We start from the raw sequence: 25,750 nt of genomic DNA, 5'->3' as shown, positions 1-25,750 counted from the left end.
AACCATGACCCTTTCATTCGACCTCACCGCTGAAGGCGCCCGTGACGCGTTGCGCGCCCGCGCCTCGTCGGCCGAAAAACCGTCGCTGATCGGCCTGACCCGGGCCGAGCTCGGCGAGGCGCTGGTCGCTTCGGGCATCGTGCCGCAACGCCAGGCAAAAATGCGCGCCCAGCAGCTCTGGCACTGGATGTATGTGCGCGGCGTTTCCGACTTCGCCGGCATGTTCAACATCTCCAAGGACCTGCGCGCCGAACTGGACAAGCATTTCACCGTGGCGCGGCCCGAAATCGTCGAGGAGCAGATTTCCGCCGACGGCACCCGCAAATGGCTGTTCCGCTTCCCGCCGCGCGGCGCCGGCCGGCCGGTCGAGATCGAGACCGTCTACATCCCCGAGGAAGGCCGCGGCACGCTCTGCATCTCCTCGCAGGTTGGGTGCACGCTGACCTGCTCATTTTGCCACACCGGCACGCAGAAGCTTGTCCGCAACCTGGCTGCCGAGGAAATCCTGGCGCAATTGCTCACTGCCCGCGACCGGCTCGGCGATTTTCCCGACCGCGATACGCCCGACGGCGCCATCGTGCCGGCCGAGGGCCGCAAAGTGTCCAACATCGTCATGATGGGCATGGGCGAGCCGCTCTACAATTTCGAAGCGGTCAAGAAGGCGCTGCTGATCGCCTCCGACGGTGACGGGCTTTCCTTGTCGAAAAGACGCATCACACTGTCGACCTCCGGCGTCGTGCCCGAGATCTTTCGCACCGGCGAGGAGATCGGCGTCATGCTGGCGATCTCGCTGCACGCCACCAATGACGATCTGCGCGACCTGCTGGTGCCGATCAACAAGAAGTATCCGCTCAAGGAGCTGATCGCCGCCTGCCGCGCCTATCCCGGCCTGTCGAACGCCAGGCGCATCACCTTCGAATATGTGATGCTGAAGGACGTCAACGATTCCATCGAGGACGCCAAGGGCCTGATCAAGCTGCTCAAGGGCATTCCGGCCAAGATCAACCTGATCCCGTTCAATCCATGGCCGGGCACCAATTACCAGTGCTCGGACTGGGAGACGATCGAGAAATTCGCCGACTACATAAACAATGCCGGCTATGCCTCGCCGATCCGCACGCCGCGCGGCCGCGACATCCTTGCCGCCTGCGGCCAGCTAAAGTCGGAATCGGAGCGCATGCGCAAGGTCGACCGGCTGGCGCTGGAAGCCATGATGATCGCGGGGCACGGCGAGGCGTGAACCGTCTCGTCGCCGGGCTCAAGCGTTTCGCCATCATAGCGGTCGGTTATGTCGCCGCCGTGCTGACCTCCATCCTGGTGCCAGTCCTGCTGATCACGCTTCTGGAAGGGATCGAATACGGCAACTGGTCCCTGGTTTTCACCTTCGACTGGCTGGGGTCCTTTCCGCTCGCCGTGTTGACCGTGGCCGTCTGCGCGCTGCTGGTCGTCGGCCCTGCCATCGTTCTCGCCGAATGGCGATCGCTTCAGGGATGGTTCTACTTCGCGGCCACGGGTGCGATCACGTCCATCGCCTTTGGTGTTTTGGTCCCGGGCTCGGCGGGAGGATTTGTTTTCAATCCTGGCTTCCTCGGTTTCCTGGCCACCGCCGGCACCGCTGCCGGTTGGGTCTACTGGCTTCTGGCTGGGCGTGGGTCCGGTCAGCTCAAGCAGCGGGATCCGTGATGGGCCGCCTGGTCACCTACATCGTGCGCCTTGCCGTCATCCTGTTCGGCTATGCCGTCGCCTCGCTGGCGGCGAGCGCTTTTCTCAACGTCCTGTTCCTGGCATCGCTCGGCTACACGCCGGAACAGGCGCATCCGGCGGCGACGGCTTCGCTGTATTTCTCGATTCCCTTCGTCGCCCTGTTCGTCGCCTATTTCGCTTTCATGCCGGCGGCGGTCGTCGTCCTGGTTGCCGAAATCCTCGGCCGGCGCGACTGGCTGTTCTATGCGCTGGCGGGCGCCGTTGTCGCGGCCGTGTTCCTCGGCATTGTCGACCACATCGGTGACACCACCTTCGCGGTGACCGGCACCAGCGCCATCATGGCGGTGATCGGCAGCGGCATGGTCGGCGGCATCTTCTACTGGCTCGCCGCCGGGCGCTGGGCGGGAAGCTGGTGGCAAATGGCCACGCGAAGCTTTCAGGCGCCTGATCTCGATCGGCGCTCTTGACCCCGACCGCTTGCTTTCGCATGACTAGGCGATGCCAAAAATGCCGCAGCAGGGCGCAAGGTCGCCACTCCCACCGCTTGTTACACCTCTTGCGGCACAGCGACTGAAGCCGGTCTTTGTCGACAGGTGGAGCGACAAGGCTCGCATCCGAACGCTCGTGCCGTCCGAGGTCACGCCTGAGATCACGGAATGGCTGACCGATCCGGCTGTCATGGAAGGGCTGAACGCGCCGCAGAAAGCCATGGGTCTCGACGCTTTCCGCGCCTATGCCGCGAGCTTCGACAATCTGAAGCGAAACCTGATGGCGATCCTGCGACGGCCCGATGACGTGCCGCTAGGCCTGGCCGTGATGGAGGTTGACCTGAGGCACCGCCTCGGCTCGCTCCATTTGATCATCGGCGATCCGGACAACCGCGGCCGCAACATGGCGTTCGAGGCGTCGATCGTGTTGCTCCGGCATTTCTTTCGCGAGCGCAAACTGGAGAAGGTTACATTCCAGCCACTGGCGCGCAATCAAGCGGCCATCGCCGTCTGCGAGCGATCCGGCTTGCGGCTCGAAGGCACCTTGCGGTCGCACCGCATCGATGGCCGCACCGGCAAACGCATCGACCAGATGCTCTATGCGCTGACGCTCGAAGAGTATGAAGAGCGTGCAAAGATGGCCGAGGCGGCCGGATTGATCCGCCCCTTCGCCGGACCCGGTCTTCCCGCCTAGCTTACCCTTAGAAGCGATACGCTATACCGAATTTCACTGTGTCGAGAGACGGCCGGAAACTCGCGCCGGCCGTACCGCCCGGCCCCGGCTCGATCTCGTCGAATATGTAGTGGAGATATTCCGACTTCAGCGACCACTTGTCAGCCAGCGCATATTCGGTGCCAAGGCCGAACACGCCACCGAACTTCACGCCGGAGAAGTCCGAGGTCGACGCCGAGGAAAACGGAGGAAACGGAACGAAGACGTTTGAATAGGATGTCGCCTGAAAATGCCCAGCCGCCACGCCACCGGTCACATAAGCCAGCAAACCGTCCGTCACCGCATAGCCGGCGCGGCCGCGCGCGGTCGCAACCCAGTCGACGTCGTAGGTGTAGGTCTCGCCCTTGCCTAGAAGGTCAAGCTGGCCGAATTCCGTGTCGTGCATGCCGATGAAATCGAAATCACCGACTACGCCATAGACGAATTGTCCGCTTTGCCAGTCATGCCCGGCGTAGATGCCGCCGAGATAACCATCCTTGTGGTAGGTGTCGTCGAAGCTGGTCGCGTCGGCATTGAAGCGGACCGAAGAGCCGGCATAGCCGCCCTCGACACCGATATAAGACCCCGACCAGTTGTAAGCCGCGTCCTGCGCGCTGGCCTCGCAGACCAGCCCGATCAAGGCGACAGATGCCAAAAGTATGCTTTTCATTGATTTCCCCAAGTGCCCTAGCGGTTCTTAGGCGAGCGCAACGGAGCCTACAATTGCAACAATGCAACAGCGCCGGTAAATTTGCGGTAACGGGAAAGCCTATTTCGCGTGCGCCGTCAGGATCTTGAGCGCGAAGGCGGAGAACACGCCGGCGAAGAGATAGTCGACCACCCGCGTGACCCGCGGGCTGGCTTTCATCGCCGCCGAGAACTTTTCCGCCGCCAGCACCATCGGCGCCGTCACCGGGATCGACAGCACGATGAACATGAGCCCAAGGAAAAACAGCTTTCCTGGCGCGTTCGGGTCGTGCGCGGAGACGAATTGCGGCAGGAAGGTCATGAAGAACAGGATGATCTTCGGATTGAGCAGGTTGACGCCGAGCCCCGCCGCCCAGCTGCGCAACAGCGAGATCCGCGGGCCCGTCTTCTTTTCCGGCGAGAAGGCCGAGCCCTTGGCGATCGCCTGCCAGGCCAGGAAGACGAGATAGCCGGCACCAAAGATCTTCAGCCCGAAGAAAGCCATCGGCGAGGCGACGATCAGCGCCGAGATGCCGACCACCACCAGCGTGGTGTGGATCAGCGTGCCGCACAGCGCGCCGGCCATAGAGGCAAAGCCGGTGGCCCGCCCCTGGCTCAGCGTGCGCGAGACGAACAGCGTCATGTCGGGTCCAGGCGTGATCGCCAGGATGACCGTGGCGATGGCGAACTGGATCAGCGTGGTGGTGTCTGGAATGAAGGACATGGAAGGCTCCGGGAGAACCTGGGGCCTATACAAGACGCGTCGCGCCGGCGCCAGATGGCTAGTTAGTGCATCTCCGGCGGGCACCCTCGAGCGGCAAGGACCTTTCTTTTAGGTGGCCGGACGCTTCGGAGCTTCCTCACGTGCATCGATCAGGCTGACGATCCATTCCAAATCGCGAAGAGTTTCAGAAACGCCAGCCGCCACGCGCTGGATCAGCAGTCTGGCGCCGCGCATGCTTGCTCGCTTTGCCGTTCCTGCTAAAAGGCGCTCCGACAATGCGTGACGCCCAAGTGTCCGCCATCGACGGAGCAGAAATGTCCAAGACCAAAGACGTCAAGAAGGTCGTGCTCGCCTATTCCGGCGGCCTCGACACATCCATCATCCTGAAATGGCTGCAGACCGAGCTCGGCGCGGAGGTCGTTACCTTCACCGCCGATCTCGGCCAGGGCGGCGAGCTGGAGCCGGCGCGCAAGAAAGCCGAGATGATGGGCATCAAGGACATCCGCGTCGTCGACGTGCGCGAGGAATTCGTGTCCGACTTCGTGTTCCCGATGTTCCGCGCCAACACCGTCTATGAAGGCACCTACCTGCTCGGCACCTCGATCGCGCGTCCGCTGATCTCCAAGCACCTCGTCGAGATCGCCAGGGAGACCGGCGCCGATGCGATCGCGCATGGCGCCACCGGCAAGGGCAACGACCAGGTTCGCTTCGAGCTTTCGGCCTACGCGCTGAACCCCGACATCAAGGTCATCGCGCCGTGGCGCGACTGGTCGTTCAAGTCGCGCACCGACCTGATCAATTTCGCCGAGCAGCACCAGATCCCGGTGGCCAAGGACAAGAGGGGCGAGGCACCTTTCTCCGTCGACGCCAACCTCTTGCACTCCTCCTCCGAGGGCAAGGTGCTGGAGGACCCTTGGGTGGAGCCGCCGGAATTCGTCCACCAGCGCACCGTTTCGCCGATGGATGCGCCCGACAAGGTCACCGAGATCGAGATCGAGTTCCTGAAGGGCGATCCGATCGCGCTCAATGGCAAGAAGCTGTCGCCGGCAACCATGCTGGCGGCACTCAACGATCTCGGCCGCGACAACGGCATCGGCCGGCTCGACCTGGTCGAGAACCGCTTCGTCGGCATGAAATCGCGCGGCGTCTATGAGACGCCCGGCGGCGCCATTCTCATCGTCGCGCACCGCGCCATCGAATCGATCACGCTCGACCGGGGTGCTGCCCACCTCAAGGACGAGTTCATGCCGCGCTACGCCGAACTCATCTACAATGGCTTCTGGTTCGCGCCCGAGCGCCTGATGCTGCAGGCGATGATCGACAAGAGCCAGGAAGACGTCGAAGGCACGGTGCGGCTGAAGCTCTACAAGGGCAACGTCATGGTCACTGGCCGCAAGTCCAGGAAGACGCTCTATTCCGACGCGCTGGTCACCTTCGAGGACGACCGCGGCGCCTACGACCAGAAGGACGCCGCCGGCTTCATCCGCCTCAATGCGCTCAGACTGCGCACGCTGGCCGCACGCAACCGCAAGGGCTGATATCCGGACAACGGCCTGGCGCTTTGCCAACTACGCCTAAGAAACCCGACGGAGACGTCGGGTTTTATTTGGCGCCTCTAATATAAACAAAATCAAGCCGCCTGGACTCGGTTCCTGTTTGACCTTTTGGCGGTATCATCTAAGTTCACTTGCGGGTTTAGGGGGTTTGACAGTGAAGAATAGTATTTCTCTTCTGCTTGGCTTGATCGTCGTCTTGACGGTGTGCCAGTCCTCACAGGCAGGCGCCAAGCGTGACCCGAAGGCGGAGATGAACGAATGCGTCGCCTCCGCTCGCACACGGGACCTTACGTTCAAGCATGACATGGCTTTGTTCATGGGCGTCTCGCAAGAGCGCATGCCCGCCCTGTTTTGCCAGCGCATTGCCGATGGGATACGCAGCGGCCGCATCAGCTATTCCGACATAAACAGGCTTCAGCTCGACCAGCCGACCGAAATCTGGATGGTCCTCAAGGGCAAAGCAAAGGCGGCTGCGCCCGCGCAAGCCCAGGCGCCGCGGTCACCCAACTTCCGTAACTGCAGCGGCATTGACGGCGCCTTCCAGGTTCCCGCTTCCCAGAAATGCCCTTCGAGCGGCTACGCGCAGAATTCCGGAGTCCCGACGGTCATCGAGGGCAAGCGAAGGACGGTTGCCCCGCCGCCGCAAAACCCTAGATTCCGTAACTGCAGCGGTATTGACGGCACCTTCCGGGTTCCCGCCTCCCAAAAATGCCCGTTGAGCGGCTACGCGCATTATTGAGTGTGATGTGTCTAGGCGCTCGGCCATTCCTGGAAACTGTTTCCTGCCGGCGGTGGCTATCCTGGCGAATTTGGCTGTTGCCAAAGCCGGCGACTATGATCCCGCCTCGCTCGACCTCGCCGCACTCCTCGAATGCCGGGCAGACGTGCCGAACTACAACAGCTTTGGCCTGTGGCTGGCCGGCGAGCGTAGGGCGGCGGATACGCTTGGCTGGAAAGAGGTTGCATCGGGCAATCCCTTCCTGCGGCAGTATCAACTGCCTGCTCCGGTCCATGTCTTCGGACGCGAGACGGTGACAATCGCCTTTACCGCAACCGGACCGATGGCCGTGCTTGACGGCATCGCCGCAGCGGATCTCGCCCGCCAGCTCAACGTCCCGGCGGCGGTCTCGACCCCGGACAAATTCCTGGGCGAGAAGGTCGTGGCCGAAAGCACCGAGGACAGCGGCGGCGTGAGACTTGCCACGCGCATCACGCTCAACGTCGCGACCGTCGAATCCCACCCCGGCAAGGCGCTGGCTGGCTGCTCCTACGCGCTCGACGTGAAGTAGCCTCCAGACGCTGAAGCCGTGTTTGCCGCTCCCATCAACAAAAAAGCCCGGCCATGGCCGGGCTTTTGCCGAATAGAGATTTCTATCAGTCGGCGTCGATCGCCGTGGCGATTTGGGCGATGGCCTGTTGATAGACGCTCGCGGAATTCCAGCCGGCAATCGCGCCCATATTCGCGTTTGCGCCCGCGCCGGCGCGCCAGCCGTGGCCTTTGAGGAAGTTGGCGGTGGAAGCGAGCGCCGTGGCCTTGTCACGCAGGTTCCCGCTGCCGACCGCATACTTCAGGACATTTCCAGGCAGGAACTGCGTGTGGCCGACCTCGCCATGCATGGCGCCGACCGACGAGGCGCTCAGCGCTCCGCGATCGACCAGCTTCAAGGCCGCAATGGCATGCGGGTGAAAATAGTCCGGGCGGCGGCAATCATAGGCCAGCGTCAAAATGGCGGAGACCGTGTTCTGGTTGCCCATGGAGGCACCGAAGCCGGTTTCCATACCCCAGATGGCGAGCAACACGCCCGGCGACACGCCGTAGTTCCGCTCGATCTGGTTGAACAGCGCGGCGTTCGACTTCTTCAGCGCACGGCCCTTGGAAATGATCGCGGCCCCGCCACGGCGTTTCATGAAGGCTTCCACCGAGCCGCTGAAAGCCTTGTGGATTGCACGGTCGGCGGAGATCGTCCTGGTTGCGTAGGTCGCGCCGGCCAAGGCGGCCAGACCCTTCGAGCCGACACCTTCGGCCTTGGCGTCCGCGGCAAAATCCTGTTTCCAGGCCTCGAAGCCGGCACCGGTCTTGCCGCAGCTGGATGCTGCCTGCGCGCCCGTTGCCAGCGCAAGTACCGCCACTACGGTGGCCGCTAAAATCCTACCCTTGGCAAGAAATGCCATGTTGTTCTCCTGGTTGCCTGATTCACGTCCCGCGCGAATTTGCCAGCGAAACATGCTCTTGTCACTGTCCCAGACGCGCCCTTTGTCGCTGTCTCGGACGTCCTCTTGTCACTGTCTCTACCGCAATGCTGGCGAATGCCGTGGAATTTGCCTACGATCAAGTGATTATTGTGGCGGGCGCGGCCGAAACCCCGCCGATCCTTCCACCATGTTGCTGAATGGTGTCACGGTCGGGAACGACGCCTGATGATCGGCGTTTGAACGACGTCCTTCCCCCTGATCCGACGATTGAGACCGACATGAAACTTTTCGACTGCCCGCATTGCGGCCACCGTCTCTACTTCGAGAACGCCCGGTGCCTGAATTGCGGGAGTCTCGTGCTCTATGATCCCGCCCATGCCCGATTTGCCTTGTCGGGCGCCGACGGCGCCTTCCAGTGCACCAACGCCGACGAGTGCGCCTGCAACTGGATGACCGAACCCGGACAGGCTTTTTGCCGTGCCTGCGTGCTGAACCAGCTGATCCCCGATCTCTCGGTCGACGGCAATCGCCGCCGCTGGATCCGGGTCGAGGCGGCCAAGAAGCGCGCCATCTATTCGCTGCTCGCCTTCGGCCTGCCGGTCGCGCCCAAGCAGGCCCCCACCGACGAGATAGGCCTCGCCTTCGACTTCCTCGCCGATCCGATCGGCGGCGGCCCCGGCGGCGAACGGATCCTTACCGGCCACGACAATGGCCTGATCACGCTCAATGTCGCGGAGGCCGATTCCGCCGAGCGCGAAAAGCGCCGCGTCGAGATGGGTGAGAATTACCGCACGCTGCTCGGCCATTTCCGCCATGAACTCGGCCATTATTACTGGGACCGCCTGATCCGCGACGATCCGCAAAGGCTGGAAGCCTTCCGCGCTTTGTTCGGCGATGAACGCGCCGATTACGAACAGGCGCTGAAGACCTACTATGCCAACGGCGCGCCTCCCGACTGGCAGCAGAACCACATCTCGGCCTATGCCACCTCGCATCCGTGGGAGGACTGGGCCGAAACCTGGGCCCACCATCTGCACATCACCGACACGCTGGAGATGGTCCATGCGCTGAACTTCCCGCTCGGCCGGCTCGAGACAGTGGAAGCCAACGATCTGCCGCGAGGCGACACCGGCGGCGAACTGCAGGCAGCACCTTCGGAACCCGCAAACACGCCCGAGCCCTTCGACAAGATCCTTGCCCGCTGGCTGGTGCTGTCGGAAGCCTCCAACTCGATCAACCGCTGCATGGGCCTGCCCGACCTCTACCCCTTCGTCATTTCGGACGTCACGGCGCGGAAACTCACCTTCGTTCACGACCTTCTGACCGGTTTGCCGAAAGAACCGGGAACAAATCGTGAGTTGATGCAGGCGTTTTAGCCGGAACGCATACGCCGCTGCGCCGTTTTCACCGCCGAGGGACCATGAAAACGGAGAGAAATCATGAAATCCGTATTGTTTCCCGCGGTCGCCGGGATGCTGACCGTGATGTCGGGTTCAGCACTTGCCGATACCGCCGTCTCGGCGGTCACCGATCTCAACGTTCGCGCCGGCCCCGGGCCGCAATATCCGGTCATCGGCGTGCTCGCCGCCGGCCAGTCGGCAACGCTCAATGGCTGCATCGAAAACAGCAAATGGTGCACCATCGCCGAAGCCGGCGGCCAGGGCTGGGTCTATTCCGACTATGTGACGGCCGATTTCGGCGGCAGCCGGGTGGTGCTGACGCAGCGCCCGCACGGCTCCAGCGTCGCCGTCGTCTCGCCGCCGGAAGACATCGGCGACTACTCGACCGATTATACCGGAGCGATCGTCGCCGGCGAGCCGGTCGATGCCATCCCGCGGCCACCGGCCGAAGTCCGCACCTATGTCGATACGCATCGCCTCGACCCCGTCTATCTGGATGGCGAGGTGGTGACCGGGGCAACCTTGCCCGACACCGTCGAACTGCGCGAAATCCCGGACTATAACTACCGCTATGTCTATGTGAACGGCCAGCCGACCCTGGTCGATCCGCAGACGCGACGCATCATGTACGTGGTGCGTTGATAAAGACCAGCGGTCGCCGAAGCGGCCGCTGCGACTGCTCCCTTCTCCCCGTCTCTATACGGGGAGAGGATGCCGGCAGGCGGATGAGGGGCAGCGCGGACCTGACGCAATTGCAGCCCTTGCCTTGACTCTTCGGCCGATTTCCTGTCTACACGCCTCGAATTCCGCGACGAGTATCCCTCCGAGCAAGCCGACCAGGACGCCGAAGCCTCTTTGAGGCCAAGTGCTGTAAACAGATCCTGGAGGCCAACATCCGGCAGCGCTGAGCGCCCCCGGGTGCTTTTTGGTTTTGGGCTTTGCTCGCCACGAGACTTGGACACTTGGCGCGAACGCATTACTTCTCGGATCGAACCCGAACCGAGATTGAAGGACGATCGATGTTTGAATCGCTACAGGAGCGCACAAGAGGCGTGGAGGGCCATCGGCCCGACAGGGATTGCTATGAATCCAAGGCGCTCTCGCGCGGCGAGTTGACCAATGTTTGAGTCCCTGCAGGAGCGTCTTGGCTCCATCCTGAACGGCCTGACCGGCCGCGGCGCGCTGTCGGAGGCTGATGTCTCGGCGGCGCTGCGCGAGGTGCGCCGTGCGCTGCTCGAGGCCGACGTGGCGCTCGAAGTGGTGCGCACCTTCACCGACAAGGTGCGCGAGAAGGCCGTCGGCGCCGCCGTGCTGAAGTCGATCAAGCCCGGCCAAATGGTCGTCAAGATCGTCCATGACGAGCTGGTCGACATGCTGGGCGCCGAAGGCGTGGCCATCGACCTCAATGCGCCGGCGCCCGTCGTCGTCATGATGGTCGGCCTGCAGGGCTCCGGCAAGACGACCACTTCGGCCAAGATCGCCAAGCGGCTGACCGAGCGCCAGAACAAGAAAGTCCTGATGGCCTCGCTCGACACGCGGCGGCCCGCGGCGCAGGAGCAGCTGCGTCAGCTCGGCGAGCAGGTCAAGGTGGCGACGCTGCCGGTCATTGCCGGCCAGAACCCCGTCGACATCGCCAAGCGCGCCGTCCAGGCGGCCAAGCTCGGCGGCCATGACGTTGTCATCCTCGACACCGCCGGCCGCACCCATATAGACGAGCCGTTGATGGTCGAGATGGCCGACATCAAGAAGGTGTCGAGCCCGCACGAGATCCTGCTGGTCGCGGATTCGCTGACCGGCCAGGACGCCGTCAACCTGGCGAAAAGCTTCGACGAACGCGTCGGCATCACCGGCCTTGTGCTGACCCGCATGGACGGCGACGGCCGCGGCGGCGCCGCACTTTCGATGCGCGCCGTCACCGGCAAGCCGATCAAGCTGATCGGTACCGGCGAAAAGATGGACGGGCTGGAGGAATTCCACCCCAAGCGCATCGCCGACCGCATCCTCGGCATGGGCGACATCGTCAGCCTGGTCGAGAAGGCCGCCGAGAACATCGACGCCGAGCAGGCGGCGGCGATGGCCAAAAAGATGCAGTCGGGCAAGTTCGACCTGAACGATCTCGCCCAGCAGCTTCAGCAGATGTCGAAGATGGGTGGCATGGGCGGCATCATGGGCATGATGCCGGGCATGGGCAAGATGAAGGACCAGATGGCCGCCGCCGGCCTCGACGACAAGATGTTCGGCCGCCAGCTCGCCATCATCTCCTCGATGACCAAGGCCGAGCGCGCCAATCCCGATATGCTCAAGCACTCGCGCAAGAAGCGCATTGCCGCCGGCTCCGGCACCGACGCGGCCGAGATCAACAAGCTCCTGAAGATGCATCGCGGCATGGCCGACATGATGAAGGCGATGGGCGGCAAGGGCAAAGGCGGCGGCCTGATGCGCGGCATGATGGGTGGCCTTGCCTCCAAGATGGGCCTTGGCGGCATGATGCCCGGCGGCCCCGGGGGGATGATGGGCGGCATGCCCGACCTTTCCAAGATGGACCCCAAGCAGCTTGAAGCCTTGCAGAAGCAGGCGCAGGCCGCGGGCCTTGGCGGCATGAAGGGCCTTCCCGGCGGTCTTCCTGGAGGTAGTGGCCTGCCCGGCCTGCCCGGCGGCATGAAGCTTCCGGGGCTTCCGGGCCTCGGCGGCGGCGGGCTGCCCGGCCTCGGCAAGAAGAAGTGAGGGCGCTATGAACGAAGAAAAAGACATGGCCGACGCACGCACCATCCTGGCCGGCTACCGCGCCTCGATCGACAACATCGATGCCGCCCTCATCCACATGTTGGCCGAGCGCTTCCGCTGCACCAAGGCGGTCGGCGTGCTGAAGGCCGAGCATGGCTTGCCGCCGGCCGATCCGGCGCGCGAGCAGCAGCAGATCGCCCGTCTTCGCCAGCTGGCGCATGACGCACATCTCGACCCCGATTTCGCGGAGAAATTCCTCAACTTCGTCGTCCGCGAAGTGATCCGGCACCACGAACAGATCGCCGCTTCGAGCAGCGGCGGGACAAAAAATCCGCTGCCAACGGCGTGACGAAAACCGGCTGAGAAATCTCAGTTGAAATCCAATCAAACGAAATCAGAGCTTTTAGGAGAAAAGAAATGGCACTGAAGATCAGACTGGCCCGTGCGGGCTCGAAGAAGCGTCCTTACTACCACGTCGTCGTTGCCGACGCCCGTTCGCCACGCGACGGCCGGTTCATCGAGTCGCTCGGCTCGTGGAACCCGCTGCTGCCCAAGGACGGCGAGCGCGTCAAGGTCGACGCCGACCGCGTCAAGCATTGGCTGTCGCATGGCGCCCAGCCGACCGACCGCGTGCTGCGCTTCCTCGACGAGGCCGGCCTCGCCAAGCGCGATGCCCGCTCCAACCCGAAGAAGGCCGAGCCGGGCAAGAAGGCGCAGGAGCGCGCCGCCCTGCTGAAGAAGGCGCAGGAAGACGCCGCTGCCGCCGTCGCGGCCGCTGCCGCGGCTCCTGCCGAAGCGGAAGCCGCCACCGCCGAGTAAAATATTGCTTCATCGCATCGACGAAACGGCGGGCCTGTGCCCGCCGTTTTGATCTCAGCCCTGAGGCGATCAATAGCCGCTCGGGCAGCGGTCGACATAGACCCGACCATAGCGGTCACGGTATCGGCACTGGCCGCTTTCGCTGGCATGGCCGATCAGTGCGCCGGCCACGGCACCGACCGCGCCCCCGACAACCGCGCCCTGCACCGGATCGCCCGCAACCGCGGCACCGACCGCGGCACCGCCAAGGCCACCCACGGCAGCGCCTTTTTCCGTCTGCGAACATGCGCCGAGCGCCGTCGCCAACACCAGAATGGTCAAGATTTTTCTCATCTTTTCGTTCCTCTCACACGCGGATCGCCGTCTCGCCGCCTGGTTCTTAACTCTCAGACGGCTAATTTGATCCCGAGGAGAACAAAGATCGCGACGCCGCCTGCTCGAACAAGCGGTAGCGTGCCGCGCCGGTCATGCCTCGGTTTCGCGCTCCAGATGGCGAGGCCGACGTCGAAAATCCCAGCCAATCAGCGAAATTGGCTATTGGCGAAAGCAGAAGCGACATCCGATCTCCCCTCGCTTGCGGGGGAAATGCCCAGGCAAAGGGGGGTGCTGTCCCTCCAGCCTCACATCGCGACTATCGGCATTCAACGCTCGCGGCTATGGATGCATCCAGGTGAGGAACAAATGACCGGCGAAACCGATCTGAAAACATTGCTGGCATCGATGACGCCGGAATTGCTGGATGGCATTTATGTCTTCGCCACGCTGGCGCCTGGAATTCCCCGGCCGGAAGGCCTCGAACCGCTCATGATATTCCGCGAGCGCGAGGGCATGACGCTGATCGTGACCGAGGCGGCGGCCCGTGCCGCCGGGCTGGCCGCCTCGTTCCGCTGCCGGATGATCACGCTGAACATCCACTCATCGCTGGAAGCAGTCGGCTTCCTCGCCGCCATCACCACGCGGCTGGCAACTGCCGGCATGGGCGTCAATCCGGTCTCGGCTTTCTACCACGATCACCTGTTCGTGCCGGCGGAGCGGGCCGAGGAGGCAATGGAGCTGCTGATGCAATTGGCCAAGGAGAACAGAGTTTAGCGCGGCGGCCAAAGCTGCCGATCTCCCCCCTCGTGGGGGAGATGCCCGGTAGGGCAGAGGGGGGCGTGAAGGAATGCCAACCTCCTTCATTTGCCCAGTAAAAGGGTCGGTGAGCACAGCCGAGATCGATTTGAGAGACAGAGGGACAGCGCCCCCCTCTGTCCTGCCGGACATCTCCCCCACGAGGGGGGAGATTGGCCTTCATCAATGCCTTCGCAAATCTAACACCAATCGGCCGAAGGCCGAGCCCGCGACTGCGGGCCGCCGGTCGTCCGGCGCCCCTGCGGAGGGCCAGCCGCGCAAGCGGCGGTGCGGCCCGTGAGCGATAACCAAAGAGCCGTCAGGCCGCCTTCTTCTTCGGCTGGATCAGGCCGCGCTCGACCAGCAGTTCGGCGATCTGCACCGCGTTGAGCGCCGCGCCCTTGCGCAGATTGTCGGAGACGATCCACATCGACAGGCCGTTGTCGACGGTCGAATCCTCGCGGATGCGCGAGATGAAGGTGGCGTCTTCGCCGGCCGATTCCAGCGGCGTGATGTAGCCGCCGTCCTCGCGCTTGTCCAAAACCTGGCAGCCGGGAGCATCGCGCAGGATATCGCGCGCCTCGTCGGCGGTGATCGGCTTCTCGAACTCGATGTTGACCGCTTCCGAATGGCCGATGAATACCGGCACGCGCACGCAGGTCGCGGTCAGCTTGATCTTGGGGTCGAGCATCTTCTTGGTCTCGGCCACCATCTTCCACTCTTCCTTGGTGAAGCCGTCGTCGAGGAAGACGTCGATATGCGGGATGACGTTGAAGGCGATGCGCTTGGTGAACTTCTTGACGTCGACCTGGTCGGCGACGAACACCGCGCGCGTCTGCGTGAACAGCTCGTCCATGCCTTCCTTGCCGGCGCCGGATACTGATTGATAAGTGGCGACGACGACCCGCTTGATGGTGGCGGCATCGTGCAGCGGCTTCAGCGCCACGACCAGCTGTGCCGTCGAGCAGTTCGGGTTGGCGATGATGTTCTTGCGCGTGAACAGCGAGATCGCGTCCGGGTTCACTTCCGGCACGATCAGCGGCACGTCCTGGTCGTAGCGGAAGGCCGACGAATTATCGATGACCACGCAGCCCTGCTTGCCGATCTTCGGCGACCATTCCTTGGAGACGTTGCCGCCGGCCGACATGATGCAGATGTCGGTGTCGGAAAAATCATACTGGTCGAGCGTCCTGACCTTCAGCGTGCGGTCGCCGAACGACACTTCCGTGCCCTGGCTGCGCCGCGAGGCGAGCGCCACGACTTCGCTTACCGGAAAGCCGCGCTCTTCCAGTATGTTGAGCATTTCCCGACCCACATTGCCCGTGGCGCCGACGACTGCAACCTTGAAACTCATCGAAATCTCCTGTCCCTCTCCGCTTGGTTTTTGGAGAAAACCCGCCGGCCGATGCGGGTTCCGTCCCCCGGGCCGAACCCGGGAGAGGGTGGTTAGGCCAAGGGAATCACACCGTTTTGGTGGTGGTTTTGGCCATGGTTTTGCTGGAACGGACGGACGCGTCCGAGCGCCCAGCCCAATGCCTTACATTGTGGCTGGGGGCGTCGAATGCAAGAAGAGCCGTCAGAAGGCCGCGCATCGAAAACAATCCCGTTCGAAGCCGGCTTTTACGCGGTTTGTATCAGGAGTCAATCGGGCGAGGGGGAAGGCCGGTGCCGCTTGCCCTGTACAAGAGCGGCGGCAGGAAGTACGAACGGCCAAGATTGTTTGGCTGGCGATGCCGGCCCCGGCTCGTGCTCCCATGATGAGCGCAGAACCTCGAATTCCGAAAGAGTAAGATGTCCAACTTCGAAGCACTTGTTCCCGCGCTGGCAAAGGCGCTGGAAAAACGCGGCTATTCCGACCTGACGCCGGTGCAGAAGGCCGTCCTGGAGCTCGGCCAGGCCGATGCGCTGGTCTCGGCGCAGACCGGCTCCGGCAAGACCGTCGCCTTCGGCCTTGCCATGGCGCCGACGCTGCTCGACGGTGCGGAACGCTTTGCCCCAGCCACAGCGCCATTGGCGCTGGCGGTGGCGCCAACGCGCGAACTGGCGCTGCAGGTGACGCGCGAACTCGAATGGCTTTACGAGCTGACCGGCGCCACGGTGGCGTCCTGCGTCGGCGGCATGGACATGCGCACCGAGCGGCGCGCGCTGGAGCGCGGCGCCCACATCGTCGTCGGCACGCCCGGCCGGCTGCGCGACCACATAACCCGAAACTCGCTCGACATGTCGGCGCTGAAAGCCGTCGTGCTCGACGAGGCCGACGAGATGCTCGATCTCGGTTTTCGCGAGGATCTCGAATTCATCCTCGACGCAGCACCCGCCGAGCGCCGCACGCTGATGTTCTCGGCCACCGTGCCGCGCTCGATCGCCACGCTCGCCCAGGGCTATCAGCGCGATGCCGTGCGCATCTCGGCCGCCGGCGAGGAAAAACAGCATCTCGACATCGAATACCGGGCGCTCAGCGTCGCCCCGGCTGACCGCGAGAACGCCATCATCAACGTGCTGCGTTTTTATGAGGCGAAGAACGCGCTGGTGTTCTGCAACACGCGTGCCGCCGTCAATCATCTCACCGCCCGCTTCAACAACCGCAACTTTTCGGTCGTGGCGCTGTCCGGCGAGCTCAGCCAGAACGAGCGCAGCCATGCGCTGCAGGCGATGCGCGACGGCCGTGCCAAGGTGTGCATCGCCACCGACGTCGCGGCGCGCGGCATCGACCTGCCCAATCTCGAACTGGTCATCCACGCCGACCTGCCGACCAACCCGGAAACGCTGCTGCACCGCAGCGGCCGCACCGGGCGCGCCGGGCGCAAGGGCGTCAGCGCGCTGATCGTGCCCAACAGCGCCCGCCGGCGCACCGAACGCCTGCTGCAGAGCGCCAAGCTGACCGCGACATGGGCAAGCCCGCCATCGGCCGACGACGTGATCCGGCGCGACGACGAGCGCATCCTTGCCGATCCGGTCTTCGACGAGCCGGTCAAGGACGACGAGCGCGCCTTCATCGACGCGCTTCTGAGCCAGCATGGCGCCGAGCAGGTGGCCGCCGCCTTCGTGCGCCAGTGCCGCGCCAGCCGCTCCGCGCCCGAGGATCTCATGGATGTCGCGCCGTTCACGCCCTCGCGTGAAAGACCGGCGGGCGAAGGTTTCGCGCGCCGCGACGAGGCACCCAGCCGGCGCGACGATTTCGGCGCCAGCGTCTGGTTTTCGCTGTCGATCGGACGCCGGCAGAATGCCGAGCCGCGCTGGCTGATCCCGATGCTGTGCCGCACCGGCAGCATCTCGAAGCGCGAGATCGGCGCCATCAAGATGCAGCCGGAAGAAACCTTCGTGCAGATCGCCGCCGACTGGGCCGATCGTTTCCTGACGGCGATCGGTCCCGACCGCAAACTCCAGGGCAACATCGTGGTCAAGCGGCTGGACGGCACGCCGGACCTGTCGCGGGCCGGCTACCAGCCGCCAAGCCCCGACAAGAAACCGCATCGCGGCAAGGCGCCGTTCGACCCCAACGCACCGAAGCACAAGTTCGAGAAACGTGCCCCGGCAGCCGAACGCCCCGCCGCCGCGCATGAGGCAAAGCCGTGGGCGAAGAAGCCGGGCAAGCCGAAATTCGACAATGCCGGCCCGCCGAAGCACAAGAAGGCGAAGAAGCGGCCAGTTTGAGCATGATGGCGAAAAGTGTGAAACGGGTTCCCGTCCGCAATCGCATCAAAGCCAAGAGATAGAGTGGGTTGCCGTTTCCGTGAAACGGTGAACTGCACTCGCGCTGTCGATCATTTGGATGTCGCCGCCTTGTGCTGCCGCGATGGCATCCATCATGCGGCCTCCGCCTTTCAGCAGCGCACAAAGCGATTGTGGCTGATCGTGCCCGGGCCGTCGCGCGCTGGCAGATCGCGCCATGGTGTCCAGGCCCCTGTTGATCCATGCCAAAATCGCAAGATCGGTCGAGCGCGACATATCCGGAAAGGCCTAGTTGGTGTCGCCACGGAGGAAGAGCGTTGAAGGCAGCACTTGAAAACTACCAAGCCCGAATGCAGCGGGTGCTGGACCACATCGACCAGCATCTGGATGACGATCTGGGCCTGGAGGCGTTGAGCGGTGTCGCGGCGTTCTCGAAATACCATTTCCATCGGCAGTTCACGTCCACCTTCGGGTTGTCCGTGCATCGCTATGTCCAGCTCGCCCGCATGAAGCGCGCTTCATACAGGCTTGCCGAAAGTGACGCCCAAAGCGTCACCGATATCGCGATGGATGCCGGTTATGACGCGCCGGATGCCTTCGCCCGCGCCTTTCGGCAACGGTTCGGACAATCGCCCTCGTCGTTCCGGAAGTCTCCCGACTGGGGGTCGTGGCTCATGGCCTTCGGGCCCCTCGAAAAAGCAAGGAACACACTCATGCAGATAATTTTTGATCACGGCGACGTGACGATCCGCGATGTGCCCCCGACGCCGGTGGCGATCATGGAGCATCGCGGAGACCGGGCGACGCTCCAGGACACCATCCAGCGTTTCATCGCCTGGCGTAAGGCCGCGGGCTTGTCGCCCGAGACAAGCCCGACCTTCAACGTCTTCCGTTCCGAAAGAGAGCCTGCGGTCCCGGCTGACTACAGCATGGACATTTGTGCCGGGACCGACCAACCGATCGAGGCGAATGACGCGCAGATGAAGGCTGGCGTGATCCCGGGCGGACGCTGTGCGGTGCTGCGCTACCCCGGCAATACCAACAATCTCGAGCCCGCAGCACTTTACCTTTATCGTGAGTGGCTTCCTGCCAGCGGCGAGGAAGCACGCGACTTTCCAATCTATTGCCAACGACATCTGTCCCACTTCCCGGAGGGGCCGCTACGCGAAGTGGTCGTTGAACTCTTTCTGCCTCTGAAATAGCTCGGCAGGGCAGCGGCCTGTCCCTTCCGATGGCAAGAAACGGACAGGCGGCTGTCACTCCCATCTCGGCCATTCCGCATTACGAGTTCACGGTCTGGATCATTTGCTGCTGGCGTTCGTCATTCAAGCGCATGTTTTGCTTGACCACCTGGCTGTCGACTGTCGTCGAGCAGCCGTCTTCATCGAAACATGTCTTGAAATCGAAGGCAAAAGCGCTGGCCTTGTGGTCGTGGAGAAATTCGTGTCGGACCACGGCTTCCGTCCAGGTGGGCGTATAATCCCGCTCGACCCACCACAGCACATAGGGCGGGCAGGCGGGTTTGAGAAACCATTCTCGTCCGTGCCTCATCGCCTCCCTATGAATTCCCTCATAGGAGAATGCCATCGGCGATGCCAGGTCTTTCCACAGCGACAACGTCGATGGCGACCAACCGTCTCCACGTTCACTATAGAAGCGCGGAAAAACTTGCGTGCCCCAGCTTTCCGGACCAGGTTCCTCCTCATAGCCCGACCTTGCGATGAATCCCTCGCTCGTTTCGGCAATCAGAAAATTGCGATCGTTGCGGTCATGAAAACCCTGGTTCACGGGATCACTGGCTGGAGCACGGAATATGCCGAAAGTGTACAGGGCAAGTCTTTTGCTCTTCATTTTACCTCCGCCAAACAGCCCTGTTGCACTCATTTTTCTCCATTGTTCCAGGCCAGTAACGGATCGAAACCGGCCGGTTCGGTCAGGCGTTCGAAGCCCGGGAGACCGACGCATGCAGACCGGCCTTGATGGCGGCCCAGCTTGCCGATGCAGGCGTCGGGCGGTGCTGCTTGGCGATGCGCTCGGCCAGCGACGAGCGCCAGGCGTGATCCTCCGTTATCCTGCGGATGGCCGCATACCAGCCGGCTTGGTCATTGGAATCGATCGCCGGCATCAGCCCGCCGGTCGCTTCGATCAGCGACGGCGCCATCGACACGATGACCGGGACGCCGAAATCGAGGCATTCCGAAGCGCCATAGCCCCAGCCTTCGATATGCGAGGGAAAAACGCCAAAGGTGGCGCTGCGATAATATTGGATGAGCTGCTCGTCGCTGACCAGCCCGGTGAACGTGATCGACCGGAGCAGTTCGGCATGCGCCTTGAGATAAGCGCGCAGCGGCTCGATCATCCAGCCCCAGCGCCCGACGCAGACAAGCCTTGGCAGCTTGACCCCTTCTTCCAGCGCCTGTTGCCAGATCCGCGCCAGCAGGATGTGGTTTTTGCGCACTTCGATGGTCGAGCAGTAGATCACGAATGGCTCGCCGGTCTCGGTGCGCGACGTCGCGCCCATGCGCGATGCCGTCTCGTGCAGGATCGAGGGCATCGGGAACCGGTATACGACCGGCGCGGCGATGCCGGCCTTGCGCATGTGATCGGTCAGCGTGACGCCGACCGCGTCGGAAGCGCAGAACGCCGGCGCGCCTTGGCGCACGAGGTGTTCGATATAAGACCCGAAGCGGCGTTCACCAGTGCCCGCTCCAAGCAAATCGGGACGCAACGCCGGGATGATATCGTGGCAGAGGAAGGCAAGCTTGCCGGCGTCGCCGGAGACGGCGGACCGGTCTTCCTTGGTCAGGATGTGATGGCTGATCAGCACGAGGCCGCGTTCAACCTCGACCGGCAGGGGTGGAGTCAGCTGGCTTAGGCGGACCCTGGTCCGCCGGTAGAGACGATAGGCGCGGATAAGCAGCCGGGTCGCCTGGTAGACGATCCCCTTACGACCATTGGTCACCGCCTTGGCCAGATGGCGATCCGTCTCGCGCCTCCCCGATGGATATTGCCTCACGGCCTCGAAGGCCTGCGACAGCGCAGCGCGCCTTCCTGGCCACCGTGTGACATGATGCGGTGAAATCTCGCCTGCCGCGACATGGTCTTGTTCATAGGGTGCGAGTGGTCCGAACCGGCCGTCCCCAGACCTGAACGCGACCACCTCCACGCAAGGGTCGGGATCGGCCAGCGCCGCGTTGACGAGAAAGCTTTCCACCCGCGGGATGCCGGCCAGCCCCTTGCCGGGTGGCCAGAGCATCAGGCCGGTGGCGTCGATCGCCAATACAGAGGGGGCAGGCCTCTCGGCCTCGCCGGCTTGCGTCGCGACACTGGCATCAGGGCACTCGGCTGTCATTGTCTGCTTTGGGCGAGGATGGCTGCTTCTGACGCCTTATGCTTCATTTGCCGCTGATATGGTAGCCATGGCGCATGGCTTGCCCATGGGCGCGGCCCCATGCGACACCTTGGCAGGGACATTGGCGACAGGGGTGGCGCATGCGCGGCGAAGTTCTTCACTATGACGAGGACCAGGGCTTCGGCTTCATCACCGGAGCCGACGGTAACCGCTACACCTTCACCCGCGAGAACCTGCGCCGGCAAACCGCAATGACCAAGGGGACGGTGGTCGAGTTCCAACCGGGCGGCGGCCAGGCGCGCGATGTTTTTTCGATCGCCGCTGCGAGCCCGGTTGCCGACGCCGCTTTGAGCGCCGCACCGGCTCAAGCTGGTGCGGCACCCGCAGCCGCCCCATCGCAGGCACGGCATTTCGGCCGCTCCTCCGAGCCGGCCGAACCCAGCGACCTCTGGGGTTATTTCTGGCGGGGCGTGACCCAGAACTACTTCAATTTTGCCGGCCGCGCCCGCCGCAAGGAATATTGGGGCTATTGCCTGTTTTGGACGGTTTGCCTGCTGATCATCGGCGGCATCGGCATCTTCGCCGATATCGAAATGGGCAATTTCGACAGCTCCGAGATGCCCGCGATGACGATCGGGCTTTTAGGCATGTTCCTGCTGGCCACCTTTCTGCCTAGCCTCGGCATGATCGTGCGCCGCCTGCACGACCTCGGCCTGACCGGCTGGCTCTGCCTGCTGATCCTCATCCCGACCTTCGGCAGCCTGATCATCCTGGTCTTCGCCCTGATCCCGACGCAGGGGCGCGAAAACCAGTGGGGACCGGTGCCGGCGGGCGTCAGGGTTTGATCTTCTTCAAGGCGGCGCCAGACAATCTGAGGAAGATCTTCTGGCCGTGGCGCTCGGCGCCAAGCCGGTCGTAGAAACGCAGCGCACCCTCGTTCCAGTCCTCGGTGGTCAGGTCGATGCGGCCGATGCCTTCGCGCATGCAATGGCCGGCGAGAAAGCCGATCAGCGCTCGGCCGACACCGCCGCCCCGGGTTCCGTCCAGCACGAACAGATCCTTGAGGAACAGCAGCCGCTCGAGATCGATACCCGGATGCGCGATCGCCACCGACGCCAGCCCGCCGACCTCTCCGTCGACGAAGGCGAGCGCGAAGTGCGGATAGGCCGGGCTTTCCTCGCCAAGCCATTTGCGCGCCGCCGACAGGGCCCGGTCCGGGTCGAGCGGCGATTGCTTATAGTGCACCGCCATCGCACACAGCATGGGGGCAAGTGCGCTGGCGTCGCCAGTCGTCGCCCAACGGACGGCGACCGCCATGGTGGATCAGCCCAGGAATTTGGCGATAATCGCGTCGCCCATCTCGACCGTCCCAACCTCGGTCATGCCGGGCGAGAAGATATCCTTTGTGCGCAGGCCCTGGTCGAGCACGGCGGCGATCGCGCCTTCCAGCCTGTCGGCTTCATCGACCATGCCGAAGGAATAGCGCAGGCACATGGCGAAGGAAGCGATCATGGCGATCGGGTTGGCGATGCCCTTGCCGGCAATGTCCGGCGCCGAGCCATGCACCGGCTCGTAGAGCGCCTTGCGCTTCTTGGTCTTGGCGTCGGGCGCACCGAGTGAGGCCGACGGCAGCATGCCGATCGAGCCGGTCAGCATGGCTGCGATGTCGGACAGCATGTCGCCGAACAGATTGTCGGTGACGATGACGTCGAACTGCTTGGGCCAGCGCACCAGCTGCATGCCGCCGGCATCGGCCAGCATGTGGTCGAGCTTGACGTCGGAATATCTAGCCTTGTGCGTCTGGGTGACAACCTCGTTCCACAGCACGCCCGACTTCATGACGTTGCGCTTTTCCATCGAGGTAACGTGGTTCTTGCGCGTCCGTGCCAGCTCGAAGGCGACGCCCGAAATGCGTTCGATCTCGAACGTGTCGTAGACCTGGGTGTCGATGCCGCGCTTCTGGCCGTTGCCAAGGTCGATGATCTGCTTGGGCTCGCCGAAATAGACGCCGCCGGTCAATTCGCGCACGATCAGGATGTCGAGGCCTTCGACCACTTCCTGCTTCAGCGAGGAGGAAGCGGCCAGCGCCGGATAGCAGATGGCCGGGCGCAGGTTGGCGAACAGCTCCATGTCCTTGCGCAGCCGCAGCAGGCCGGCCTCGGGGCGCACCTCGTAGGGCACGGCATCCCATTTCGGCCCGCCGACGGCGCCGAACAGCACCGCATCCGCCGCCATAGCCTTTGCCATGTCGGCATCCGAAATCGCGGCACCATGCGCATCATAGGCGCAGCCGCCGACCAGGCCTTCGTCGGTGGCGAAGTCGCTGCCGAGCTTTTCATTCATGGCCGCGATCAGTTTCTTGACCTCGGCCATGGCCTCGGGGCCGATGCCGTCACCGGGGAGCAGGAAAAGATGCTTCGTTGCCATGAAAACCGTCCCAGAAAGATTTGAACCGGCGCTTTGCTAAACGCCAAGCGCTTGCGACGCAAGGGGACGAGCGCCGAGATCCTTCCCACGAGCGTCCGAAGAGGTCCTGTGGCCGCCTACCGATGCGAGAGAATATTCACCAGCCGGCCGAACGGATCGCGCACATAGAAGCGGCGCACGCCCCAGGGCTCGTCGGCCGGCCCGTATTCGATGGCAAAGCCTGCCGTCTTCATGCCTTCGAGCGCCGCCTCGACATCGTCGACCTCGATCGAGAGATCCGGCACCGGCGTGCCGGAGCCGCCTTGGGCCATGAAGGAGACCTGCACCTGCATCTCCGCCTCGGAACCGTAGGTGGCGATCCAGCCAAGGTCCATCAGGACGTCGAGGCCGAGCACGTCCTGATAGAAGCGCTTCGCCGCCGCGATGTCTTGCGTAGCGATATTGGCGACCATGCGCCGGACCTTCATGGCCTTGGCCTCAACTACCTGGAGCAATTCCAGGAAAAGTGTGAACGGTTTTCCGTCCGGAATTGCGTCAAAACAAAGAGATAGAGCGGTTCGCCGTTTCGTGAAACGGTGAAGTGCTCTAGGCCGAGCGCCGCAGCGCCGTCACCTCGATCTCGATCTTCATCTCCGGCTTGTTCAGCTGGCAGACGATCATCGTCGCCGCCGGCCGGATGTCGCCGAACGTCTCGCCCAGGATCGGGAACACCACGTCCACGAAAGCCTGGTCGGTGATGTAGTAGTGCGCCCGCACCACATCGGCCATTTCAAAACCGCCGTCCTCCAGCGCCTTGCCGATCGTCGCCAGGCAATTGCGCGTCTGCGCCTCGACGCTGTCGGGCATCGTCATGGTGGCATAGTCATAGCCGGTCGTGCCGGACACGAAGCACCAGTCGCCCTGCACCACCGCGCGCGAATAGCCGGCGGTTTTTTCGAACGGCGAACCGGTGGAGATGAGTTTGCGCATGGAAGGCCTTGCGGATGTTAGTGGCATTTTGCAGGGAAAGGGCTGGGGTGACCATGGGCCAAAGCGGTTGATGTCGGCGGGACAGCGCCCCCCTCTGCCTTGCCAGGCATCTCCCCCTCAAGGGGGGAGATTGCAGTCGTCCCGGCTTTCGCCAAATTATTGCAGGAATGAGCGGAGCGCCGAAACAGCCAATCTCCCCCCTTGAGGGGGAGATGTCCGGCAGGACAGAGGGGGGCGCGAAGGATCGCGGCCTCACAGCAGGAGCCCGTTCTAATTCGCTTCGCCCAGCGCCTTGTCCAGCGCCGCCTTCACATCGGCCGGCCAGGTCTTCGCGTCAGGCCAGGTGTTCGGCTGGCCATTGTCGCCGCGGCGGGCGAAGTAGAGCTTGTGCTGGGCCGGGTCGACGGCCATGAAGCCGTCATTGCCGCCGCAATCATGCGGCACGCAGCCGCTGGCGTAGAAGGCGCCGGACGCGGTCTTTTCCGTGCCGCCGCCGACCAGCAGGCTGGTCGCCACGTCGGGCATGTCCTTGCCGAGCAGCGTCTCGGCTTGCTTGTAGACGGCCTCGTTGTGGAAGGCGTCGATGATGTTCTGGTACTTTTCCGGATCGATGTCTTTCCAGTCGGTGCCGGGCTCAGGCATGTAGGTCAGATTGCCCGAAATCGTCAACCCGTCCGTCGGCGACCATTGCAAAGCCGGCTTCTGATCGCCCGGCAACAGATAGGGCACGAAATAGATGGCGTTGTCCGACACCGCCGAGGGCGGCGCGCCGCACTCGTCCTGTTCGACCGTCGTGCTCTGGATGGTCTCGCCTTCCGGCTTCCAGACGATCACCGTCGCCGGCCCGCACTGATTGCCGCCATCGCCGACATCGAACAGCGCCACCTTGACGCCGCCGACCTCGACGACCTTGTCGAAGAAGACGTCGTAGTTGCTGGCCAGCTGCTTGCCGTCATAGGCGAGCACCTTCTCGCCATCCTGCTCCGGATGCGTGATGGTCAACTGGCCGCCCTCGAAGGGTATCGGGCCCTGGTTGTCATCGTCGGCTAGGGCGGCATTGCTCGACGCGCCCGGGTCGGTGGCCCCGCTGGATGCATCGCCAGCCGGCACGAGCACCGTGTCGGTCTGTGCATGCGCACCAGCCACCGGCATCAGCACCCATGCCAGCCCGCAAACGCCGGCAAGAAGCGAACGCGCCATGACTGTTCCTCCC

The 25,750-nt window shown here is 63.5% G+C and carries 29 protein-coding genes; 16 read left to right on the top strand and 13 right to left on the bottom strand.

What is annotated here, in order from left to right; genetic code table 11:
• Positions 1–4 precede the first annotated feature (4 nt).
• The 4 genes from rlmN to AC0NIH_RS04610 all read left to right on the top strand — a co-directional run bounded on the left by rlmN (position 5) and on the right by AC0NIH_RS04610 (position 2,886).
• Complete coding sequence (rlmN, locus tag AC0NIH_RS04625) at positions 5–1,240, top strand: dual-specificity RNA methyltransferase RlmN (RefSeq protein WP_473460796.1); 1,236 nt, start codon at positions 5–7, stop codon at positions 1,238–1,240.
• Entirely contained in the window at positions 1,237–1,683 is a 447-nt protein-coding gene (locus AC0NIH_RS04620; RefSeq protein ID WP_023768399.1) for a hypothetical protein, read from the top strand. The genes rlmN and AC0NIH_RS04620 overlap by 4 nt, the downstream gene beginning before the upstream one ends.
• Positions 1,683–2,171, top strand: a complete 489-nt coding sequence (locus AC0NIH_RS04615; RefSeq protein ID WP_023768398.1) for a hypothetical protein — start codon at positions 1,683–1,685, stop codon at positions 2,169–2,171. Before AC0NIH_RS04620 ends, AC0NIH_RS04615 begins: the two co-directional genes overlap by 1 nt.
• Before the next feature lie 157 nt (positions 2,172–2,328).
• Complete coding sequence (locus AC0NIH_RS04610) at positions 2,329–2,886, top strand: GNAT family N-acetyltransferase (RefSeq protein ID WP_473460793.1); 558 nt, start codon at positions 2,329–2,331, stop codon at positions 2,884–2,886.
• Between the two features lie 7 nt (positions 2,887–2,893).
• Here AC0NIH_RS04610 and AC0NIH_RS04605 read toward each other — a convergent pair whose 3' ends face one another.
• The 3 genes from AC0NIH_RS04605 to AC0NIH_RS04595 form a co-directional block, all read right to left on the bottom strand.
• Positions 2,894–3,574 (bottom strand): outer membrane protein, encoded by a 681-nt coding sequence (locus tag AC0NIH_RS04605; protein WP_473460791.1) that lies wholly within the window; start codon positions 3,572–3,574, stop codon positions 2,894–2,896.
• Between the two features lie 99 nt (positions 3,575–3,673).
• Positions 3,674–4,315: a LysE family translocator gene (locus tag AC0NIH_RS04600; protein ID WP_473460789.1), complete on the bottom strand. Its 642-nt coding sequence runs from the start codon at positions 4,313–4,315 to the stop codon at positions 3,674–3,676.
• A gap of 108 nt (positions 4,316–4,423) precedes the next feature.
• Positions 4,424–4,549, bottom strand: coding sequence for a hypothetical protein (locus tag AC0NIH_RS04595; protein ID WP_473460787.1), 126 nt, complete (start codon positions 4,547–4,549; stop codon positions 4,424–4,426).
• An 80-nt stretch (positions 4,550–4,629) separates the two neighbouring features.
• Here AC0NIH_RS04595 and AC0NIH_RS04590 point away from each other — a divergent pair, with 80 nt between their 5' ends.
• The 3 genes from AC0NIH_RS04590 (at position 4,630) to AC0NIH_RS04580 (ending at position 7,160) form a co-directional block, all read left to right on the top strand.
• Positions 4,630–5,853: an argininosuccinate synthase gene (locus tag AC0NIH_RS04590; RefSeq protein WP_473460785.1), complete on the top strand. Its 1,224-nt coding sequence runs from the start codon at positions 4,630–4,632 to the stop codon at positions 5,851–5,853.
• A gap of 172 nt (positions 5,854–6,025) precedes the next feature.
• Positions 6,026–6,610: a hypothetical protein gene (locus AC0NIH_RS04585; protein ID WP_249491025.1), complete on the top strand. Its 585-nt coding sequence runs from the start codon at positions 6,026–6,028 to the stop codon at positions 6,608–6,610.
• Positions 6,611–6,680: 70 nt separating this feature from the next.
• A complete protein-coding gene (locus AC0NIH_RS04580; protein ID WP_473460784.1) occupies positions 6,681–7,160 on the top strand; it encodes a hypothetical protein in 480 nt (159 codons plus the stop codon).
• Positions 7,161–7,245: 85 nt separating this feature from the next.
• Here AC0NIH_RS04580 and AC0NIH_RS04575 read toward each other — a convergent pair whose 3' ends face one another.
• On the bottom strand, positions 7,246–8,043 hold the full coding sequence (locus AC0NIH_RS04575; protein ID WP_023778930.1) for a lytic murein transglycosylase: 798 nt from the start codon (positions 8,041–8,043) through the stop codon (positions 7,246–7,248).
• Positions 8,044–8,342: 299 nt separating this feature from the next.
• Here AC0NIH_RS04575 and AC0NIH_RS04570 point away from each other — a divergent pair, with 299 nt between their 5' ends.
• The 5 genes from AC0NIH_RS04570 to rpsP all read left to right on the top strand — a co-directional run bounded on the left by AC0NIH_RS04570 (position 8,343) and on the right by rpsP (position 13,007).
• The gene (locus AC0NIH_RS04570) at positions 8,343–9,440 is read left to right on the top strand and encodes a zinc-binding metallopeptidase family protein (RefSeq protein ID WP_287271984.1); all 1,098 of its coding nucleotides are present in this window, start codon (positions 8,343–8,345) and stop codon (positions 9,438–9,440) included.
• Positions 9,441–9,503: 63 nt separating this feature from the next.
• Positions 9,504–10,106, top strand: coding sequence for a DUF1236 domain-containing protein (locus tag AC0NIH_RS04565; RefSeq protein ID WP_473460781.1), 603 nt, complete (start codon positions 9,504–9,506; stop codon positions 10,104–10,106).
• A gap of 477 nt (positions 10,107–10,583) precedes the next feature.
• Positions 10,584–12,188: a signal recognition particle protein gene (gene ffh, locus AC0NIH_RS04560; RefSeq protein ID WP_023768384.1), complete on the top strand. Its 1,605-nt coding sequence runs from the start codon at positions 10,584–10,586 to the stop codon at positions 12,186–12,188.
• Positions 12,189–12,195: 7 nt separating this feature from the next.
• Positions 12,196–12,537: a chorismate mutase gene (locus AC0NIH_RS04555; protein WP_023768383.1), complete on the top strand. Its 342-nt coding sequence runs from the start codon at positions 12,196–12,198 to the stop codon at positions 12,535–12,537.
• 68 nt (positions 12,538–12,605) lie between these two features.
• A complete protein-coding gene (gene rpsP / locus AC0NIH_RS04550) occupies positions 12,606–13,007 on the top strand; it encodes a 30S ribosomal protein S16 (RefSeq protein ID WP_010912392.1) in 402 nt (133 codons plus the stop codon).
• A gap of 69 nt (positions 13,008–13,076) precedes the next feature.
• Here the strand turns inward: rpsP and AC0NIH_RS04545 are convergent, their stop codons facing one another.
• Positions 13,077–13,340 (bottom strand): YMGG-like glycine zipper-containing protein, encoded by a 264-nt coding sequence (locus tag AC0NIH_RS04545; protein WP_224689593.1) that lies wholly within the window; start codon positions 13,338–13,340, stop codon positions 13,077–13,079.
• A gap of 348 nt (positions 13,341–13,688) precedes the next feature.
• Between AC0NIH_RS04545 and AC0NIH_RS04540 the strand changes: the two genes are divergently transcribed.
• Positions 13,689–14,096 carry an ACT domain-containing protein gene (locus tag AC0NIH_RS04540; protein WP_473460777.1) on the top strand — a complete coding sequence of 136 codons (408 nt, stop codon included), beginning with the start codon at positions 13,689–13,691 and terminating at the stop codon, positions 14,094–14,096.
• Positions 14,097–14,436: 340 nt separating this feature from the next.
• On the opposite strand, the gene AC0NIH_RS04535 is transcribed toward AC0NIH_RS04540, so the two are convergent.
• Positions 14,437–15,471, bottom strand: a complete 1,035-nt coding sequence (locus AC0NIH_RS04535; RefSeq protein ID WP_013892196.1) for an aspartate-semialdehyde dehydrogenase — start codon at positions 15,469–15,471, stop codon at positions 14,437–14,439.
• 437 nt (positions 15,472–15,908) lie between these two features.
• On the opposite strand from AC0NIH_RS04535, the gene AC0NIH_RS04530 reads away from it, so the two are divergent.
• Positions 15,909–17,771: a DEAD/DEAH box helicase gene (locus AC0NIH_RS04530; RefSeq protein WP_023780815.1), complete on the top strand. Its 1,863-nt coding sequence runs from the start codon at positions 15,909–15,911 to the stop codon at positions 17,769–17,771.
• A gap of 335 nt (positions 17,772–18,106) precedes the next feature.
• Entirely contained in the window at positions 18,107–18,991 is an 885-nt protein-coding gene (locus AC0NIH_RS04525) for an AraC family transcriptional regulator (RefSeq protein WP_031258834.1), read from the top strand.
• A 79-nt stretch (positions 18,992–19,070) separates the two neighbouring features.
• Here the strand turns inward: AC0NIH_RS04525 and AC0NIH_RS04520 are convergent, their stop codons facing one another.
• Together AC0NIH_RS04520 and AC0NIH_RS04515 are read right to left on the bottom strand one after the other, a co-directional pair.
• Positions 19,071–19,640, bottom strand: coding sequence for a DUF3291 domain-containing protein (locus AC0NIH_RS04520; RefSeq protein WP_473460774.1), 570 nt, complete (start codon positions 19,638–19,640; stop codon positions 19,071–19,073).
• Positions 19,641–19,722: 82 nt separating this feature from the next.
• Positions 19,723–21,141 (bottom strand): glycosyltransferase, encoded by a 1,419-nt coding sequence (locus tag AC0NIH_RS04515; RefSeq protein WP_473460772.1) that lies wholly within the window; start codon positions 21,139–21,141, stop codon positions 19,723–19,725.
• 140 nt (positions 21,142–21,281) lie between these two features.
• Between AC0NIH_RS04515 and AC0NIH_RS04510 the strand changes: the two genes are divergently transcribed.
• Entirely contained in the window at positions 21,282–21,986 is a 705-nt protein-coding gene (locus AC0NIH_RS04510; RefSeq protein ID WP_023780810.1) for a DUF805 domain-containing protein, read from the top strand.
• Here the strand turns inward: AC0NIH_RS04510 and AC0NIH_RS04505 are convergent.
• From AC0NIH_RS04505 to AC0NIH_RS04485, 5 genes are all read right to left on the bottom strand, one after another.
• The gene (locus tag AC0NIH_RS04505; RefSeq protein ID WP_023780809.1) at positions 21,976–22,458 is read right to left on the bottom strand and encodes a GNAT family N-acetyltransferase; all 483 of its coding nucleotides are present in this window, start codon (positions 22,456–22,458) and stop codon (positions 21,976–21,978) included. The two genes, AC0NIH_RS04510 and AC0NIH_RS04505, sit on opposite strands and share 11 nt — an antisense overlap.
• Positions 22,459–22,464: 6 nt before the next feature.
• Positions 22,465–23,568, bottom strand: a complete 1,104-nt coding sequence (gene leuB, locus AC0NIH_RS04500; RefSeq protein ID WP_473460769.1) for a 3-isopropylmalate dehydrogenase — start codon at positions 23,566–23,568, stop codon at positions 22,465–22,467.
• Positions 23,569–23,684: 116 nt separating this feature from the next.
• Positions 23,685–24,035: a VOC family protein gene (locus AC0NIH_RS04495; RefSeq protein ID WP_473460767.1), complete on the bottom strand. Its 351-nt coding sequence runs from the start codon at positions 24,033–24,035 to the stop codon at positions 23,685–23,687.
• 118 nt (positions 24,036–24,153) lie between these two features.
• Positions 24,154–24,537: a RidA family protein gene (locus tag AC0NIH_RS04490; RefSeq protein WP_473460765.1), complete on the bottom strand. Its 384-nt coding sequence runs from the start codon at positions 24,535–24,537 to the stop codon at positions 24,154–24,156.
• Between the two features lie 270 nt (positions 24,538–24,807).
• The gene (locus tag AC0NIH_RS04485; RefSeq protein WP_473460763.1) at positions 24,808–25,737 is read right to left on the bottom strand and encodes a hypothetical protein; all 930 of its coding nucleotides are present in this window, start codon (positions 25,735–25,737) and stop codon (positions 24,808–24,810) included.
• Between the last annotated feature and the right edge of the window lie 13 nt (positions 25,738–25,750).

It is taken from the genome of Mesorhizobium sp. WSM1386 (assembly GCF_055901595.1).
This window is presented reverse-complemented; position numbering and strand designations above follow the sequence as displayed.